The sequence below is a fragment of the Micromonospora sp. NPDC049089 genome (assembly GCF_040648775.1).
Classification (GTDB): Bacteria; Actinomycetota; Actinomycetes; order Mycobacteriales; family Micromonosporaceae; genus Micromonospora.
In genome coordinates this window covers 1-16,132 of record NZ_JBEZEH010000171.1, presented here as the reverse complement: position 1 = coordinate 16,132, position 16,132 = coordinate 1, and the positions used below count along the sequence as shown (strand labels likewise).

General features: G+C 71.7%; 14 protein-coding genes and 1 riboswitch. Of the genes, 4 read left to right on the top strand and 10 right to left on the bottom strand.

Translation table 11 applies throughout. The annotated features are described in order from the left end of the window. Nucleotides 1–33: 33 nt before the first annotated feature. Nucleotides 34–384, bottom strand: coding sequence for a hypothetical protein (locus AB0B48_RS25060; protein ID WP_357205629.1), 351 nt, complete (start codon nucleotides 382–384; stop codon nucleotides 34–36). A gap of 291 nt (nucleotides 385–675) precedes the next feature. Here AB0B48_RS25060 and AB0B48_RS25055 point away from each other — a divergent pair, with 291 nt between their 5' ends. Then, nucleotides 676–1,458 (top strand): alpha/beta hydrolase, encoded by a 783-nt coding sequence (locus tag AB0B48_RS25055; protein ID WP_357205626.1) that lies wholly within the window; start codon nucleotides 676–678, stop codon nucleotides 1,456–1,458. A gap of 32 nt (nucleotides 1,459–1,490) precedes the next feature. On the opposite strand, the gene AB0B48_RS25050 is transcribed toward AB0B48_RS25055, so the two are convergent. Both AB0B48_RS25050 and AB0B48_RS25045 read right to left on the bottom strand, forming a co-directional pair. Next, complete coding sequence (locus tag AB0B48_RS25050; RefSeq protein ID WP_357205623.1) at nucleotides 1,491–3,143, bottom strand: DUF885 domain-containing protein; 1,653 nt, start codon at nucleotides 3,141–3,143, stop codon at nucleotides 1,491–1,493. Between the two features lie 139 nt (nucleotides 3,144–3,282). Next, entirely contained in the window at nucleotides 3,283–4,038 is a 756-nt protein-coding gene (locus AB0B48_RS25045) for a hypothetical protein (protein ID WP_357205620.1), read from the bottom strand. 122 nt (nucleotides 4,039–4,160) lie between these two features. On the opposite strand from AB0B48_RS25045, the gene AB0B48_RS25040 reads away from it, so the two are divergent. After that, nucleotides 4,161–5,150, top strand: coding sequence for a tyrosine-type recombinase/integrase (locus AB0B48_RS25040; protein WP_357205617.1), 990 nt, complete (start codon nucleotides 4,161–4,163; stop codon nucleotides 5,148–5,150). A 6-nt stretch (nucleotides 5,151–5,156) separates the two neighbouring features. Here the strand turns inward: AB0B48_RS25040 and AB0B48_RS25035 are convergent, their stop codons facing one another. The 3 genes from AB0B48_RS25035 to AB0B48_RS25025 all read right to left on the bottom strand — a co-directional run bounded on the left by AB0B48_RS25035 (nucleotide 5,157) and on the right by AB0B48_RS25025 (nucleotide 8,967). Then, a complete protein-coding gene (locus tag AB0B48_RS25035; protein WP_357205614.1) occupies nucleotides 5,157–5,846 on the bottom strand; it encodes a fasciclin domain-containing protein in 690 nt (229 codons plus the stop codon). Between the two features lie 92 nt (nucleotides 5,847–5,938). Beyond that, the gene (locus AB0B48_RS25030; protein WP_357205611.1) at nucleotides 5,939–8,044 is read right to left on the bottom strand and encodes a M14 family zinc carboxypeptidase; all 2,106 of its coding nucleotides are present in this window, start codon (nucleotides 8,042–8,044) and stop codon (nucleotides 5,939–5,941) included. Between the two features lie 143 nt (nucleotides 8,045–8,187). After that, nucleotides 8,188–8,967 (bottom strand): endonuclease/exonuclease/phosphatase family protein, encoded by a 780-nt coding sequence (locus AB0B48_RS25025; protein ID WP_357205608.1) that lies wholly within the window; start codon nucleotides 8,965–8,967, stop codon nucleotides 8,188–8,190. A 183-nt stretch (nucleotides 8,968–9,150) separates the two neighbouring features. Here AB0B48_RS25025 and AB0B48_RS25020 point away from each other — a divergent pair, with 183 nt between their 5' ends. Further along, nucleotides 9,151–9,921, top strand: a complete 771-nt coding sequence (locus tag AB0B48_RS25020; protein WP_357205605.1) for a TSUP family transporter — start codon at nucleotides 9,151–9,153, stop codon at nucleotides 9,919–9,921. On the opposite strand, the gene def is transcribed toward AB0B48_RS25020, so the two are convergent. Then, entirely contained in the window at nucleotides 9,918–10,427 is a 510-nt protein-coding gene (gene def / locus AB0B48_RS25015) for a peptide deformylase (RefSeq protein WP_210783845.1), read from the bottom strand. The two genes, AB0B48_RS25020 and def, sit on opposite strands and share 4 nt — an antisense overlap. Nucleotides 10,428–10,459: 32 nt before the next feature. Continuing rightward, nucleotides 10,460–11,734 (bottom strand): chorismate-binding protein, encoded by a 1,275-nt coding sequence (locus AB0B48_RS25010; protein ID WP_357205632.1) that lies wholly within the window; start codon nucleotides 11,732–11,734, stop codon nucleotides 10,460–10,462. A 96-nt stretch (nucleotides 11,735–11,830) separates the two neighbouring features. Here AB0B48_RS25010 and AB0B48_RS25005 point away from each other — a divergent pair, with 96 nt between their 5' ends. Then, nucleotides 11,831–12,031 carry a DUF5999 family protein gene (locus tag AB0B48_RS25005; RefSeq protein ID WP_007460326.1) on the top strand — a complete coding sequence of 67 codons (201 nt, stop codon included), beginning with the start codon at nucleotides 11,831–11,833 and terminating at the stop codon, nucleotides 12,029–12,031. Between the two features lie 149 nt (nucleotides 12,032–12,180). On the opposite strand, the gene gcvP is transcribed toward AB0B48_RS25005, so the two are convergent. Then, nucleotides 12,181–15,003: an aminomethyl-transferring glycine dehydrogenase gene (gene gcvP, locus AB0B48_RS25000; protein WP_357205601.1), complete on the bottom strand. Its 2,823-nt coding sequence runs from the start codon at nucleotides 15,001–15,003 to the stop codon at nucleotides 12,181–12,183. A gap of 73 nt (nucleotides 15,004–15,076) precedes the next feature. Then, nucleotides 15,077–15,175: riboswitch (glycine riboswitch) on the bottom strand. Between the two features lie 102 nt (nucleotides 15,176–15,277). After that, on the bottom strand, nucleotides 15,278–16,063 hold the full coding sequence (locus AB0B48_RS24995) for a Sir2 family NAD-dependent protein deacetylase (protein ID WP_357205598.1): 786 nt from the start codon (nucleotides 16,061–16,063) through the stop codon (nucleotides 15,278–15,280). Between the last annotated feature and the right edge of the window lie 69 nt (nucleotides 16,064–16,132).

Sequence of the window (16,132 nt, the reverse complement as noted above, 5' to 3'; positions counted from 1 at the left end):
GGCACCGGCCGACCCGGCCGGTGCCCACGACGCTCAGCGACCGCAGACGGTGTCCAACGCCTTCAGCGGCGGGTCGAGATCCGGCGCCTCGATCTCAGTGGCCTTCGGACCGGCCAGGTGCTTCTCCACCCCGGCGGCCAGGGTCTCCAACGCGGTGCGCACCTGCGGATCGGCAGCGGTCGGCGCCGACGTCCTGAGGTCCTGCAACAGCGCCGTGTAGTGGCCGCGAACCTTCGCGCCCGCCTCCTTGGCGCTGACCGGCTTGTCGATCGCGGCGATCGCATCGTCAGCCATCGCGACGTAGTGCTTCTTCACAAAAACGAGACTGGCGTCGCAGACCTGCTTGCTGTTCGCCGCCACGTCGACGGTCGGGCTCGGCGCCACGGTCGGCGACGGCGGGGCGGCGGCCCCAGCATTCTCCTTCTCGGCAGGCTGACAGCCCACAACGAGGCCGACGGTCGCGACCAGGCCAACCACAATACGGACAGACTTACTCGTCAAGGTGTTCCCCCGTGGTGATGTGCGGCCCCGCCGTTCGCGGCGAACGGGCAGTGGCCGGAGCGCACCACTGTAGACACCACCCGCCGAAGACGCAGACCAGTTTCACCCACGGCCCGCCCGGCATGAGACGTTGAACCTGAACCCCACCACCGACAACCCCAACGAGGACTCCCGATGAACCTGGCGTTCGACCACACGGCGGAGACCGGACCAGCGGTGGTGTGCCTCCCCATGTTCAGCATGAGCCGCGCCGCCACGGCCGCCGCCTTCCACCCTGCCCTCGCCGGCACCGGCCTACGAGAGATCTACCTGGACCTACCCGGCCACGGAGACACCCCCGCACACTGCCCACCCACCTCCCAGGCAGTGCTGGACACCGTCTGCGCCTGGCTCGACCACCACCTCGACACGCCAGCCCTGCTCGCCGGCGGCTCCTACGGCGCGTACCTGGCCGCCGGCATCGCCCGCCAACGACCCGACCTCGTCCGCGGCCTGCTCCTCGTCTGCCCCGGTGTCACCATCGCCCGCCACAGCCGCAACCTGCCCGACGCCCCACCACTCGAAGCACCCCCGGGCTGGCTCGACGCCGCCCCCACCGAACTGCACCCACATCTGGACGCCGCACTGGGTCACCGCACCCCAGGGGTCGTCGCGACGGTGCTCACCGCACTGCACTCCGGCGGCCCCGGTGACCCGACATTCCACCAGGAGTTGCAGAGCGGTCCCGACTACGCGCTACCCGACGAGAACACCGACATCGCCTTCGACAGCCCGGTCAGCGTGATCACCGGCCGGCAGGACCACATCGTCGGGTACGCCGACCAGTTCCACGCCATGCGCCACTATCCGCGCGGCACCTACACCGTGATCGACGCCGCCGGGCACTACCTGCCGTACGAACAACCCGCTCTGCTGCGCTCGCTCACCCAGGACTGGCTGCGCCGATCGCACATCTGACAGCCCGAGCCGGGGGAGCGGACCTTGTCCAGCTATCTACGCGGTCCCTGACGTGTTTCACCGCGAGCCGCAAGTGGTGCTCGGTCACCCCGAAGGGCCACCGTCAACTGATCCAAACCCATCGAACCCAACTCCAGCGCCTGACTATGGAACGCGCGCCGGTCGCCAGGAAAGGACGAACGGCCGGCCAGCCACACGCGCTCACCCACCTTGTAGGCCAACGCCTGCCCAGGCCGACCCAGGTAACGCGCAAGCTCAGCGGACGCGTAGGCCCCCTGATGGCAGCGATCCCGCAACAGCTTCAGCGCCGCGTCCGCCGTCCACACGGCTCCATCGCCGAAGGGCATCGCCAGCCGCAGGTGCAGGCCGATGTCGAGCACGACCCGCGCGGCGCGCAGGAGCTGCATGTACAGGTACCCCAGTCGGGCACCTGGCTGCTCATACAACCCGAGCTCGTCCATGAACCGCTCCGCATACAGCGCCCAACCCTCCTGACTCCCGGAGAGGCCGCCGAGCAGGTTCAACCGCTGCCCGAGGCCGCCCCGGCAGGCTTCCGCGCCGAGGTGGAGGTGATGGCCGGGAACCCCCTCGTGAAAGGCGGTGCTGTAGGCGTACCAGGTAGGGAATGTCGCTGCGCCCTCCGGGACCGACCACCAGACCCGACCCGGCCGCGCCAGGTCCCGTGACGGCCCTGTGTACGCGATGCCGGACGACGTGGCCAACCGCGACTCGATGCGCCTAAGCGGGGCGGGGATGTCGAAGTAGACACCGTCCAACCTCTCGGTGGTCGACTCCAACAGGTCCTGCAGCCACGCAGCGAACGCCTCCCTACTGTGCAGCGTGCCAGGTGCGTCGGGACTGTTGAGCCGGGCGAGCACCTCCGGCACGCTCCCGCCCAGGGCCTCCGCCTCAGCGAGAAGCTCTGCCTCTGTCGCTCTGAACTCCTCCCAACCCCACTCGTACAGCTCGTGCAGGTCAGGTTGGGCCGCGAGGAAGGTACGCACCCAGAGCGCATACCGCTGCTGACCGAACGCCTCCTCCTCAACTGCCCTCGGCGCCAGGTCGACGGTCAGCCTCTCGGCGAGCTTCTGGTACGCCGCTCGCGAGCCCGCTGCCGCGGCTTGCAACGACGCCCGCTGACGCCCCTCGCCGTAGCGATCCACCAGGGCAGCATCGTCGTCAGTCCAGGCACGGCAGCGCTGCGCGACGAGCTCCACCTGACGGCGCGCCGGCACATCGCCGCGCTGCGCGGCGAGTAGGAGGCTGCGGGCGTACCCGTCAAGGGCCGCAGGGATCGCGGCCATGCGTGCGCCGACACGAGCCCAGCCCTCCTCGAAGGCCGCGTTCTCGGCGTCGCGGCCGGGAACCGCGGCTTCGACGGCTTGGCGGATGAGCTGAAGGGGACCGGTGGCCGCCACGTGCAGTTCGCGCAGATCCTCCCCGGCGTCGTGAAAGGCGACACGCGTGTGCAGCCGTTCGACGAGGTGGGCGTGCAGCGGGGTCCCTGCCGGCAGTGCCTCGATCTCGCGCAGGGCGAGGGCGGCCCGGTCCGCGCGGGCCTGGTGGCCTTCGGGGCCGTAGTCGGTAAGCCCGTCGACGTCCTGTTCGCCAGCGTCGACCACCGCTGTGCAAGGGTCGAGGATGGCCATGTCGTGCAGAAGCCGCTCCACGAAGTCCTCGATCACCGGGGCAATGTTAGGGCCTTACCCCAGTTGCCATGGGGCAAGGCCGCATCGGTTCGGAACGATGTAAAGCTGATTCGATAATGCACATTATGTAAAGTAGAGGCTTTCGGATGGTCCCCTCGCCCTTCACCGACGGGGGTCAGTCGCGTGTCAGGCCGGGCGGGCACGCGTCCTCGTTCGGACCGACGAGGCGCGCGTTGACCAGCGGGTTACGTCGCAGGGCCGCGAGCACCGCACCGCTGGCGCCGATGTCGGTCCAGGTGTCGTCCCACAGGGCGGAGACGAGCCAGGAACGATCCGCCGGAAAGAACAGGTCGGGCAGCGCCCCGTCGCCGCGCATGTGCCCGACCCTCCAGCTGAGGGCCTGTTCCGGCCCTGCCTGGACCAGCACGTAGGGCCAGTCCCAGTAGAGGGACACCCTCGGTGCGTGCGGGAAGACGACGTCGTGGGCGCCGGTGTCGAGGAAGCCCAGCCACCAGGGCTGGTCCGGCGTGCACGCCACCAGCTCGTTGATCACCGCTTGTTCGTGGGCGTCGAGACCGACCCCGGCGGGCGGGTGAAAGGTGCCGTACGCCTCGAACACCGGTGGGATCGCCGTGGTGACCGACAGACCCTGCGTGGTCCGTCCGGCGAGCCAGTCGACGTCGCCGGCGGTGCCGATCCGCCAGGTCCGCCCGTCCTTGCTGAGGTCCACGGGCTCCATCGGTGTCGTTGCGTCCTGCGGGTCCCGGTCGACGGCGGCGGGTGACGCATATGGAGCCCACCCGGCTCGGCCGGCGGCCCGCCAACGGTGCCCCTCGCGGCAGACCAGATCTGTCGGACCGTCGACGTCCCGGTACACGATGGGCGTGCCGGGTCGACCACAGGTGGGACAGATGGCGGCGACCGACGTCATGTCGCGCACGATACGTGCTTCTTCATCAGCTCCGGCCGTGCTCGCGGCGGTCCGGAATGAGGCCGCTCTCCCCCTCGTGCACCCGCTTCCGGGTAACGCGAAAATCATGCATAATATCCCTTATGCATGACAAACGGGACGAATCGCTCGCGGCGCTGATCGAGGAGTTCCTGACCGCGCGGGCCACCCGCAAGCCCTCCCCGCACACCCTGGCCGCGTACCGCAGGGATCTGTGCACGATCGCGGCTCTGGTGGCGGAGGCCCCTCCCCTGCCCCTGGACGCGCTGTCGATCACCGACCTCTCCCCCCGGGTGATGCGCGCGGCTTTCGCCCGGTTCGCCGCCCCCCGGGCGCCCGCGTCGGTGCACAGGGCCTGGTCCACCTGGAACAGTTTCTTCACGTTCCTGGTCGCTGACGGGTTCGTGGCGGGCAATCCGATGCCGGCGGTTGGGCGGCCTCGGGCGCTACTCCCCCAGCCGAAGCCGCTGCGCGGCGCGGACACTCCCGAGGTGCTGCTCGCGTCCGCCGCGCGGGACGACGGGCGGCAACGCGACCCGTGGCCGGAGCGGGACGTGGCGGTGTTGGCGGTGGCGCTTTGCGCCGGGCTGCGTTTGTCGGAGTTGCTGGCGTTGCGCGTCGACTCGCTCGGCGGTCGGTCCGGTGAGCGGCGGGTCGAGGTGGCGGGTAAGGGTGGGCGGCCTCGGGTGGTGCCGATCGAGGCGGATCTGGACCGGGTGCTGCGGGACTACCTGGACAGTCGGGTGCGGCGCTTCGGTTCGCGGTCGGTACGCCCCGACTCGCCGTTTCTGGTGGATCGGCGTGGTGAGCCGTTGCGCCGTGGTGGCCTGCAGTATCTCGTGGAGTCGTGTTACCGGCGGGCAGGTATCGGTGACCGGGTGCCGCGGGGTGCGCGGCTGCACGCGCTGCGGCACACGTTCGCGACCCGGTTGGCGGAGGACGGTGCGAGCGCGGCGGAGATCATGCGGTTGTTGGGGCACGCGTCGTTGGCGTCGTCGCAGACGTACATCGAGGTGACGGCCGGGCAGCAGCGTGACGCGGTCCGCGCCAACCGGACGAACCGCGCGCTGGCGGGTCTGGTGCCGCCGGGGTGAGCGTGATCAGTGTGCGCGGTGGCCGGTGCCGTCGGCGGTGACGGGCAGGGGGCCGAGGACGGCGTTGATGATGTGGATGCGGGCGTTGGTGGCCTGGTAGTCGGCGCAGACCGTGTCGGCGCGGTCGCCGAGGCGGGCGGTGGGCCCGGTGCGGGTGACGGTGACGCTGACGCCGTCGAGGGTGGTGGCGGTGCCGGCGGTGGTGAGGTCGGCGATCGGGTGGCTTCCGGTCATGAGGTGGGCTTTCAGCAGGGTGCGGAGCTGGTCGGTGTGGTGGGTCATGAGGTCGTCCCAGTTGTCCTCGGAGAACGTGGCGGCGAAGGCGTCGTCGGAGGGCGCCAGGAGGGTGACTCCGTCGTCGGCGGGTAGGTCGGTGAGGACGCCGCTGGTGCGCAGTGCCGCTTCGAACGTGGTGAGGGTGGGGATCCAGCGCAGCGCCGCCTCGACGGGTTGCCCGGCGAGGAAGCTCGGGTTGCCGGGGTCGGTGCCGGTGGGCAGGGCGGCGCAGAGTGGCCCGGTGGGCTGGGGTGCGGTGCTCGCGGGCGCGGCGTCCGTGCGGGGGGCTGCGGGGCTGCCGGTGCAGGCGGCCAGCAGCAGGGTCGGCAGGAGTAGACCGAGCGTCCGGCGGACGCGTCGAGCGCCGTGCGGCCCGCGGGATCGTCGGGGGTGTCGCGGTGCGGTGGCGGGGTGCGACACGGCGGCCTCCACGGGTGCGGTGTTGCTGGTGGGGTGCCGGCGGCGCGGGTGTCGGGTCCGCGCCGCCGGCGTGATGGCTCGCTAGTGGTCGGTCACAGTGCCGCGCACTGGTTGGTGCGGGGGCCGTGGACGGTGTTGGCGATGCCGAGGTTGTGCGGGGTGGGGTTGTTGCCGGTGCAGGTGAGTGGGCCGCGGATGGTGGTGCCGGCCAGTACGGGTGCGTCGGTGGCGGTGGTGTTGCCGGACAGGTCGACGGGGCCGGCGATGGTGGCGTCGATGATGGAGATCGTGTCGGTGGTGGCGATGCGGACCGGGCCGTTGATGGTGCTGTCGGCGAGGAGGACGCCGGCGGCGCCGGTGGCGGTGAGTGGGCCGCTGATGGTGGTTCCTGTCGTGACGAGTGCCGCGCCGGCCCGGACGGTGACCGGGCCGTTGATGGTGGCGCCGTCGGCGCAGGTGAAGCCGGTGACGGTCAGGGGTCCGTTGCGGCGGCCGGTGAGGGTGGGATAGACGCGTTCGCCGTCGGTCAGCTTCTCCACGCCCTTGCCGTCGAGGAGCAGAGGGATGAGGCCCCGTTCGGGTTGGTTGAGGGGGACGTAGTGGCCGTCGCCGACGGTGATGACCTTCCAGCCGTGGGCGGCGATGCGCTGGGCGACGGTGGTGCCGACGCCACCGGGTCCGTCGGTGCGGGCGCCGTTGTACTGGGCGTCGGTGAGTTTGTAGGCGCAGGGCGGGTTGTCGAGGATCAGGTCGGCGGGGGGCGCGTCGAGTGGTGGTGGGCTGTCGCCGGGGTGCGGTGCCGGGTGGGCGGGGATGGGGCGGGAGCCGCGGAAGACGAGCCGGCCGGTGTTGGCGGCCTGGGTCTCGATGGCTTCGCTGCGGGCGGTCAGGATGTCGGCGCGGTCGGCGCGGTGGTAGTCGAGGAACTGGTGGAACGTCCACAGGGCGGAGTAGGTCTTGCGGCGTCGGTTGTTGGCGGTGTTGCCCTCGTCGGGGCGGGTCTGGCCGCCGGAGCTGCGCAGTTCGAGCAGGGAGTTGGTGACGTTCTTGAGCCCGAGGGTGTTGCGCAGGATGGTTTCCTCGCTGAGGCCGACGTTGCCGCCGCCTTCGCAGCCGTAGGGGCAGGCCCACCAGCCGGCTTCGGCGCCCTTGGCGTACATGTGGCCTTCGATCATGTCCTGGGACTGGTCGAAGATGGGTTGGGCGACGTTCTGGTGCCGTGGGGGCAGCATCGGCAGGTCGCCGGCGCGGGAGTTGCCGAACTCGTGGCCGTCGTAGCCGGCGACGGGTCGGTAGTCGCGGACCATTTTGATGTACGCGGCGGTTTCGGGTTGGCGGATCAGGGAGTAGTCGCGGTTGAGGTCCTGGCCGGTGGAGTTGCCGCGGGTGTTGTTGGCGCGGCCGTCTCCGTTGATGGTGGGGACGATCAGGACGGTGGTGTGGCTGAGGAGGTCGGTGATGCGGGGGTCGGTGCTGAAGGCGAGTTGGCGGGCCATGATGAGGCAGGCTTCGCGGTCGCCGGGTTCGTTGCCGTGCACGTTGCAGTTGATGGCCACGGGTGCGGTGGCGGCGACGGCTTGCGGGGTGGCCGGCGGGGTGGGGTGGCCGATGACCATCATGTTGATGGGTCGGTTCTGGACGGTGCGGCCGAGTTCGACGACGCGTACGCGGTCGCTGAGGGCGTCGATGGCGGCGGTGTAGGCGTACTCGTCGGTGTCGCTGGTGTACTGCGCGGCGTGGGTGGTTTCCCAGCCGGTGCGCAGTTGCTCGCCGGGGGTCGTGGGGTTGCCCCAGGGTGCGGTGGTGGTGGCGGTGACCGGGTCGGAGTAGCGCTGTTCGGTGGTGCCGGTGCGGGCGCGTACACGCCATTGGAAGCTGTCGCCGGGGTTGTAGCCGGCGTCGGCGAAGGTGGGTGCCTGTTGGTTGATCTGGCGGTTGGGTCGCCAGATGCCGACGATGGTGGGTTCGCCGGTGGGGGTGTTGTCGGCGTCGACGGGGGTGCGTTCGATCTGGTAGTCGGTGGCGCCGTCGACGGGCTGCCAGGCGAGGGTGGTGTATCCGTCGGCCTGGTGGGCGGTGAGGGCGGTGACCTGGCCGGGTGGTGCGGCGGTTTGGGCGTTGGCGGGGGTGGCTGCGGTGGTGAGGGTGAGGGCGATGAGGGTGGACACGGCGATGAGGGTTTGTCGCTGGCGTCTCATGTGGCCTCCGACGAGTTGATCGTGGCGTGTCGACCAGCATGATCGTCGAAGTCCGTCGATGCAATGATCTTGAGGGAATCTTGCGTCTTGGTGGCCCGCTCCCCCGCCTTCGAGGACAGCCCGGTGCCGGTTGGCGATGGTGCTCAGCCGAGGTCGACCAGCAGGGGGCGGTGGTCGCTGATGGTGGACGACGGCGCGGTGACCGCGCGGACCGGTGGGAGGGCGGCGAGGGCGTGTCGGTCGGCGAGGATGTGGTCGAGTTGGACGCGGGGCTGCCCGGACGGGTAGGTGGGGAGTCGGCCCAGGGGGTGCCAGCCGGAGATGAGGCAGGCCGCGCCGGCGGGCAGGTTGAGGTCGCCGAGCAGGACGCGGGGCCCCGGTAGCGCGCGCAGGGCGCGGACGGTCTGACGGAGTTGGCGGGCGTTCCAGCCGGGCACGAAGGACAGGTGGGTCGCGGCGACGGTGAGGGGGCCGTGCGGGGTGTCCAGGACGGCGGCGAGGATCACGCGGGGTTCGTCGTGCAGCAGGATGAGACCGCCGCGGGGGCCGGGCACGTAGACCGGTGAGCGCACCGGCGCCGGCTTGAGTCGGGTGACCTGCCAGCTGCGGACGGGGTGTCGGCTGATCAGGCCGATGCCGTAGCAGGGCTCCCCGTGGCCGTCGTCTTCGTGGCGCAGAGGGCGGAACTGTTCGCCGGGGGTGCCGACGACTGCCGCGGCGAAGCGGTGGTGTGGTGCGCCGAGGGCGCGGGCGGCGATGGCGGTGAGGTCGAGGTTGCCGCTGCGGCGTTGGTCGCGGTCGACCTCCTGGAGGGCGAGCACGTCCGCGTCGAGGGCCCCGATGGCGGCGGCGAGTCGGTCGGAGTCGACGAGCCCGTCGGTGAGGGACCGTCCGTGCAGCAGGTTGAAGGTGGCCAGGCGCACTCCTGCACCTTACGTGGCCGTGGCATGGTTGCCGGGTGGTGAAGGTGTTGCTGTGTTCGGTGCTGGTGTTCGTGGCGGTCGGCGCATTGGGGGTGTGGTTGCGGCGTACGCGGGGTCGGTGAGCGGGTGAGGCTGGCCACTCGGTGCCCGTTGCGGCGTGTCGGGTGGGCAGAATTGCCGCCCGTGGACGCCGTGACGCTGAGTACTCTGCTGGCCGCCGCGGCGATGGCCGGGTGGGTCGATGCCGTGGTCGGTGGTGGCGGGTTGTTGCTGCTGCCGGCGTTGTTGGTGGCGGCCCCGGGGTTGCCGGTGGCCACCGCGCTGGGCACGAACAAGCTGGCCGCGATCTTCGGCACGGCCACGGCGGCGGCGACGTACGCGCGCAGGACGACTGTCGACTGGCGGGTGGCGGGTCCGGCGGCGGGGCTCGCGGTGCTCAGCGCGGGGGTGGGCGCGGCGCTGGCCGGGGCGGTGCCGGCGTCGGCGTACCGGCCGGTCGTCCTTGTGGTGCTGGTGGCGGTGGCGGTCTTCGTGCTGTTGCGTCCCCGGATGGGGGTGGTCGCGGTGCCGGCGAAGCGCACCACGGTGCGGGTGGCGGCGGTGATCGCGGTGGCCGGGGTGGGGATCGCCCTGTACGACGGGTTGATCGGCCCGGGCACCGGCACGTTCCTGGTGTTGGCGTTCACCGCTCTCGTGGGCGCGGACTTCGTGCACGGCTCGGCGATGGCGAAGGTCGTCAACGCGGGGACGAACCTGGGCGCGCTGGTGGTGTTCGCGGCGACCGGGCACGTGTGGTGGCTGCTGGGCGCGGGCATGGCGGTGTGCAACATCGCCGGCGCGGTGCTGGGGGCGCGGATGGCGTTGCGCCGCGGCTCCGGGTTCGTGCGGGTGGTGTTGCTGGTGGTGGTGGTGGCGTTGGTCGCGAAGCTGGGCCACGACCAGTGGGTGAGCTAGCCGCGTCGGCTGGGTGAGTCGAAGCGCCCGGCGCGGATTTCGCGCAGGGCGCGGCGGCGGGTGTCGCCGCGCAGGGTGTCGACGTAGAGCCGCCCGCCGAGGTGGTCGGTCTCGTGTTGCAGGGCGCGGGCCAGGAACCCGCTGCCGGCGATGGTGAGTGGCTCGCCGTGCTGGTCGACGCCGTGGGCGGTGGCGTGCAGGGCCCGCACGGTCGGGAAGTACAGCCCGGGGATGGACAGGCAGCCCTCCTCGTCGTCCTGGAGTTCGTCGGACAGTTCGAGGGTGGGGTTGATGAGGTGGCCGCGGTGCCCGTCGGCGTCGTAGACGAACACCTGGGCGCTGACGCCGATCTGCGGTGCGGCGACGCCGGCGCGGCCGGGGGCGCCGAGCAGGGTGTCCATCAGGTCGGTGACGAGGGCGCGTAGCTCGGCGTCGAAGGTGGTGACCGGTTCGCATCCGGTGCGCAGGACAGGGTCGCCGATGATCCGGATGGGCCGCATGGTCATGGGGTTCAGCGTATCGCCGTGTGGTGCCGCGGTCAGCGCCCGGCCAGGGTGGCGCGGATCGGGGTGGTCTTCGCGGCGGCCTCGGCGACCTCGGCGTGTGCGTCGCTGTCCCAGGTGATGCCGCCGCCGGCCCAGGTGTGCAGTCGTTGGCCGTCGGCGGCGGCGGTGCGGATGGTCAGGCCCAGGTCGACGTGGCCTGTGGTGACCCAGCCCAGCGCGCCCATGCTGGCGCCGCGTCCGACGGGTTCGAGGGCGTTGATCTGGGTCAGGGCGGCGAGTTTCGGGGCGCCGGTGACGGAGCCGCCGGGGCAGGTGGCGCGCAGCAGGTCGGCGAGGCCGAGGCCGTCGGCGGCGGCGGCGCGCACTGTCGACTCGGCCTGCCACAGGTCGCACCAGCGGCGGACGGCGAACAGTTCGTCGACGGTGACGGTGCCGGTGCGGGCGATGCGGGCGAGGTCGTTGCGTTCCAGGTCGACGATCATGATGTGTTCGGCGCGTTCCTTGGCGCTGGCGAACAGTTCGGCGCGGCCGGCGGCGGTGGCCGGGCGGGTGCCCTTGATCGGTCGGGTGATCACCTGCCCGTCGGTGACCTCGACGAGGGTTTCCGGGGAGGCGCAGCCGATGGCCCAGCCGTCGCCGGTGAGGACGCCGCCGTAGCGGGCGCCGGGCAGCGCGCCGAGGCGCTTCAGGGCGGGCAGCGGGTCGCCGCTGTAGGGGGCGGCGGCGTGGCCGACGAGGTTGCTCTGGTAGACGTCGCCGCGGCCGATGGCGGCGCGGACCGCGTCGACGGCGTCGGCGTGCTGGGCGGGGGTCCAGCTCTCGGCCCAGTCGCCGAGCCACCACGGTGGCGGTGGTCCGGGCCGGGTGAACCGGGTGGGGCCGTGCTGGTAGACCACGACGACGAGGTCGGGTAGGACCGGTGCGGGCTCGGGCGCCCCGGTGGGTGCGCCGGCCAGCAGCGCCCCGGCGGCGGCGGACAGGTACAGCGCCGCGCCGCAGACCCCGGTGCCGTGCTGGCCGGTGGCGGGTCGGGTCAGGTCGTGCAGGGGTAGGCCGTGCGCGGCGAGGAACTCCTCGGCGAGGGCCGCGGGGTCGCCGCCGTCACCGCGGGACCAGTGCAGGCGGGCGCGTTCGGTCAGCGCGCCCCGGCACGCGGCCGGCGCGGCGGGTACATCGACGGTCGCAGCCGGGCCGCTGCTCGCGGCGGTCGCAGCCGGGCCGCTGCTCGCAGCGCACACCTTTGGGAGCGTTTCCACGCCGTACGGTCCAACCTTCCTCATCCGTTCAGTGGATTTCCCGTGCACCAGGCGGGCACCTGCTCGATGCTGGACACTTTCGCTTGGTACTGTGCGTCACTGGTCATGTGAACCATGACACAGTGCCCCCACAGTCCGGAGAACCCGATGTGCCAGCACCAACCGACCTGCCCCTCCGCTGAAGCCACCGACCGGGAAGCCGCGCGGGTCCTCGCCTGCTTCCGTGAGCAGGGCTGGAGCCTGCTCTGCAACGGTGTCATCGTCTTCGAGGACACCGGCGAGCTGCTTCCTGACGGCAGCAGCATCGCACCGCACCGCGGCCCCGCCCGCCACGCTCTCGTGGCCTGACCGACCACTCAGCGTCACCGTTTAGCCGCCGTCGACCCAGGCTAGTCCCCCGGTAAGGGACGTCCCCGCCCAGGTCGCAGCGGCTGCCGGGGCAGGCCGTACCGCCCGCCCCGGCGCGCCGTCGTCAGTCTCGACCGGCCGCGGCGTCGTCAGTCCTCGAACGCCTCCGGCGACGGGCACGAGCAGACCAGATTCCGGTCGCCGTACGCGCCGTCGATGCGCCGCACCGGCGGCCAGTACTTCCCGGCCCGGTCCACCCCGGCCGGGTACGCGCCCACCGACCGCGGGTACGCGTGCGACCACTCGTCACCGCTGACCATCGCCGCGGTGTGCGGCGCGTTTGCCAGGGGGTTGTCCCCCGCCGGCCACGCCCCGGAACCCACCTGCTCGATCTCCGCGCGGATCGCGATCATCGCGTCGCAGAACCGGTCCAGCTCGGCCAGGTCCTCGCTCTCGGTCGGCTCCACCATCAGCGTTCCCGCCACCGGGAACGACATCGTGGGCGCGTGGAAGCCGTAGTCGATCAGCCGCTTCGCCACGTCGTCGACGCTCACCCCGGTCGCCTTCGTCAACGGCCGCAGGTCGAGGATGCACTCGTGGGCCACCAGGCCCTTGTTGCCGGCGTACAGCACCGGGAAGTGCCCCCGCAGCCGCGCCGCCACGTAGTTCGCCGCGAGGACCGCCACACCGGTGGCCCGGGTCAGCCCCTCGGCGCCCATCATCCGCAGGTACGCCCACGGGATCGGCAGGATCCCCGCCGACCCATACTTCGCCGCCGAGATCGCCGGCGTCGCGTCGACGTGCGCGCCCAGCGGGTCGCCGGGCAGGAACGGCGCCAGGTGCGCGCGCACCGCGACCGGGCCCACCCCCGGGCCGCCGCCGCCGTGCGGGATGCAGAACGTCTTGTGCAGGTTCAGGTGCGACACGTCCGCGCCGAACTTGCCGGGCTTGGCGAACCCGACCAGGGCGTTGAGGTTCGCCCCGTCGACGTACACCTGCCCGCCCGCGTCGTGGACCTTCGCGCACAGCGACGCGATGCCCGTCTCGTACACACCGTGCGTGGACGGGTACGTCACCATGATCGCGGCGAGCGCGTCGCGGTGCTTGTCGATCTTCGCGTCCAGGTCGACGAGGTCGACGTTGCCGTCGTCGTCGCAGGCCACCACCACGACCCGCATCCCGGCCATCACCGCCGACGCCGCGTTCGTGCCGTGCGCCGACGAGGGGATCAGACACACGTCGCGGTGCGTCTCCCCCCGCGACGCGTGGTACGAGCGGATCGCCAACAGGCCGGCCAGCTCACCCTGCGATCCGGCGTTGGGCTGCACGCTGACCGCGTCGTACCCGGTCACCTCGGCCAGCCACGACTCCAGCTGACCGATCATCTCCCGGTACCCGACGGTCTGCGTGTCCGGGGCGAACGGGTGGATGTTCGCGAACTCCGCCCAGCTGACCGGCTCCATCTCGGTGGTCGCGTTCAGCTTCATCGTGCACGACCCGAGCGGGATCATGCCCCGGTCCAGGGCGTAGTCGAAGTCTGACAACCGCCGCAGGTAGCGCAGCATCGCCGTCTCCGAGTGGTGGCTGCGGAACACCGGGTGGGTGAGGAAGTCGCTGCCGCGAATCAGGTCGACGGGCAGCGCCGCGTCCGCGTCGCCGTCGAACGCGGGCACCCCGAACGCCGCCCACACCCGCGCCAGGTGCGCGTCGGTCGTGGTCTCGTCGCAGGACACCCCCACCCGGTCGGCGTCGACCAGCCGCAGGTTGACACCACGGTCCGCGGCGGCGGCCACCACCTCGGCGGCCCTCCCGGGCACGGTCGCGGTGACGGTGTCGAAGAACGCGACGTCCGCGACGTCCACCCCACCGGCGCGCAACCCGCCCGCGAGCCGCGCCGCCATCGCATGGGTACGCGTCGCGATGGCGCGCAGCCCGTCCGGGCCGTGGTACACGGCGTACATGCCGGCCATCACGGCCAGGAGCACCTGCGCGGTGCAGATGTTGCTGGTCGCCTTCTCCCGGCGGATGTGCTGCTCACGGGTCTGCAACGCCAGCCGGTAGGCCGGGTTTCCGTCCGCGTCGCGCGACACCCCGACCAGGCGCCCGGGCAGCATCCGCTCCAGGCCCGACCGCACCGCCAGGTAACCGGCGTGCGGCCCACCGAAGCCCATGGGTACGCCGAAACGCTGGGTGGTGCCGGCGGCGATGTCCACGCCGATCTCCCCCGGTGCGCGCAGCAGCGTCAACGCCAGCAGGTCCGCCGCCACGGTCACCAGGGCGCCGACGGCGTGCGCGGCCTCCACGAGGCGGGCGTGGTCGCGTACCACCCCGGACGCCCCCGGATACTGCAGGTGCAGGCCGAAGAACTCCTCCGGCAACTCGTCGCGCTGCACGTCGAGGACCCGCACGTCGATGCCGAGCGGCTCGGCCCGGCTGGTGATCACCGCGATGGTCTGCGGCAACGCGTCGGCGTCGACGACGTACACGCCGCTCTTGCTCTTGGAAGCCCGCCGCGCCAGGGTCATCGCCTCCGCCGCCGCGGTGCCCTCGTCGAGCATGGAGGCGTTCGCGGTGGCCAGGCCGGTCAGGTCGGTGACCATGGTCTGGAAGTTCAGCAGCGCCTCCAACCGGCCCTGGCTGATCTCCGGCTGGTACGGCGTGTACGCCGTGTACCAGGCCGGGTCTTCGAGGACGTTGCGGCGGATCACCGCCGGGGTGTGCGTGCCGTGGTACCCGAGCCCGATCATGGAGACGGCAACGGTGTTACGCGCCGCGAGGGCCCGCAGCTCGGCGATCGTCTCGGCCTCGGTGGCCGCCTCGGGCAGGTCGAGGGTGCCGTGCCAGCGGATCACCTCGGGGATCGCGGCGTCCATCAGCTCGTCGATCGAGTCGTGCCCGACGACCTCCAGCATCCGACGCTCATCGTCGGGGCCGGGACCGATGTGACGGGTGGCGAACTGCTCTACGGTCATAGGGGGCACTCCCGGGGCGAGGTCGACGTGTCGGCCTCCCCCTCTGTCGCACCCACAGGGGCACTCCACAGCGCCTGCCCACGAGGTCCTTTTGCCTGAGAGGTTCCGGGGAGGATTTGCCCCTTCGGCGCCGCCCTGCGTGCTGTCGGGCGGTCTCTCCCACGTGGGTGTTACCGGCGTGGTCAACGCTACCAGCGTCGGTGTTTCCGGCAGATGTCCTACCCCCGGGGGCTGATGTCCCACCCGGGCGGGGTGCCCATGCGGGCCTGGCCCGTCAGACCCCCAGCGGCGCCCCGGCGCCGACCCGCGCGGCCAGCTGCGGCAGCACCGCACCCAACGGCGCGTCCACGCACACGGTGGCGTGGCCGTCACCCCGGGTCGGCCCCTGGTTGACGATCGCGACCGGGATGCCCCGTTTCGCCGCCCGAATCACGAACCGGCGCCCCGACATCACCGTCAACGACGACCCGAGCACCAGCAACGCGCGGGCCTGCTCCACGGCCGCGAAACACCGCGCCACCCGCTGCGGTGGCACCGTCTCACCGAAGAACACCACGTCCGGTTTCAGCATCCCGGTGCCGCAGATCCCGCAGTCCACCGGCCGGAACGCCTCCACCTGCCCATCGGGGAGATCAACATCACCGTCCGGGTTGACGGCGGCGACGCGGGCCACGAACTCCGGGTTGGCCTCGCGCAACCGCCGGTGCAGCTCCTCCCGGGAGGTCAGGTTGCCGCAGTCCAGGCAGGTCACCTCGTCGAGGCGACCGTGCAACTCGATCACCGACGGGCTGCCGGCCGCACCGTGCAGACCGTCGACGTTCTGGGTGATGACCGTGTCGACCAGCCCGGCGTGCTGCAGCCCGGCCACCGCCCGGTGCCCGGCGTTGGGCGCCGCGCCCGCGATCAGCCGCCAGCCCAGGTGGCTGCGCGCCCAGTAGCGGCGCCGAGCCAGCGGATCGCGGGTGAATGCTTGGAAGGTCATCGGCGTGTGCCGCCGCGCGACCCCGCTGGGCCCCCGGTAATCCGGAATTCCCGCTGGCGTTCTACCACTACCTGGCAAAAAACCCGGACCTGCTCAAGGACCAGGCCAGGGGCGGCTTCTTTCCCGTCGAGCGGCTCAGAGCCCTCG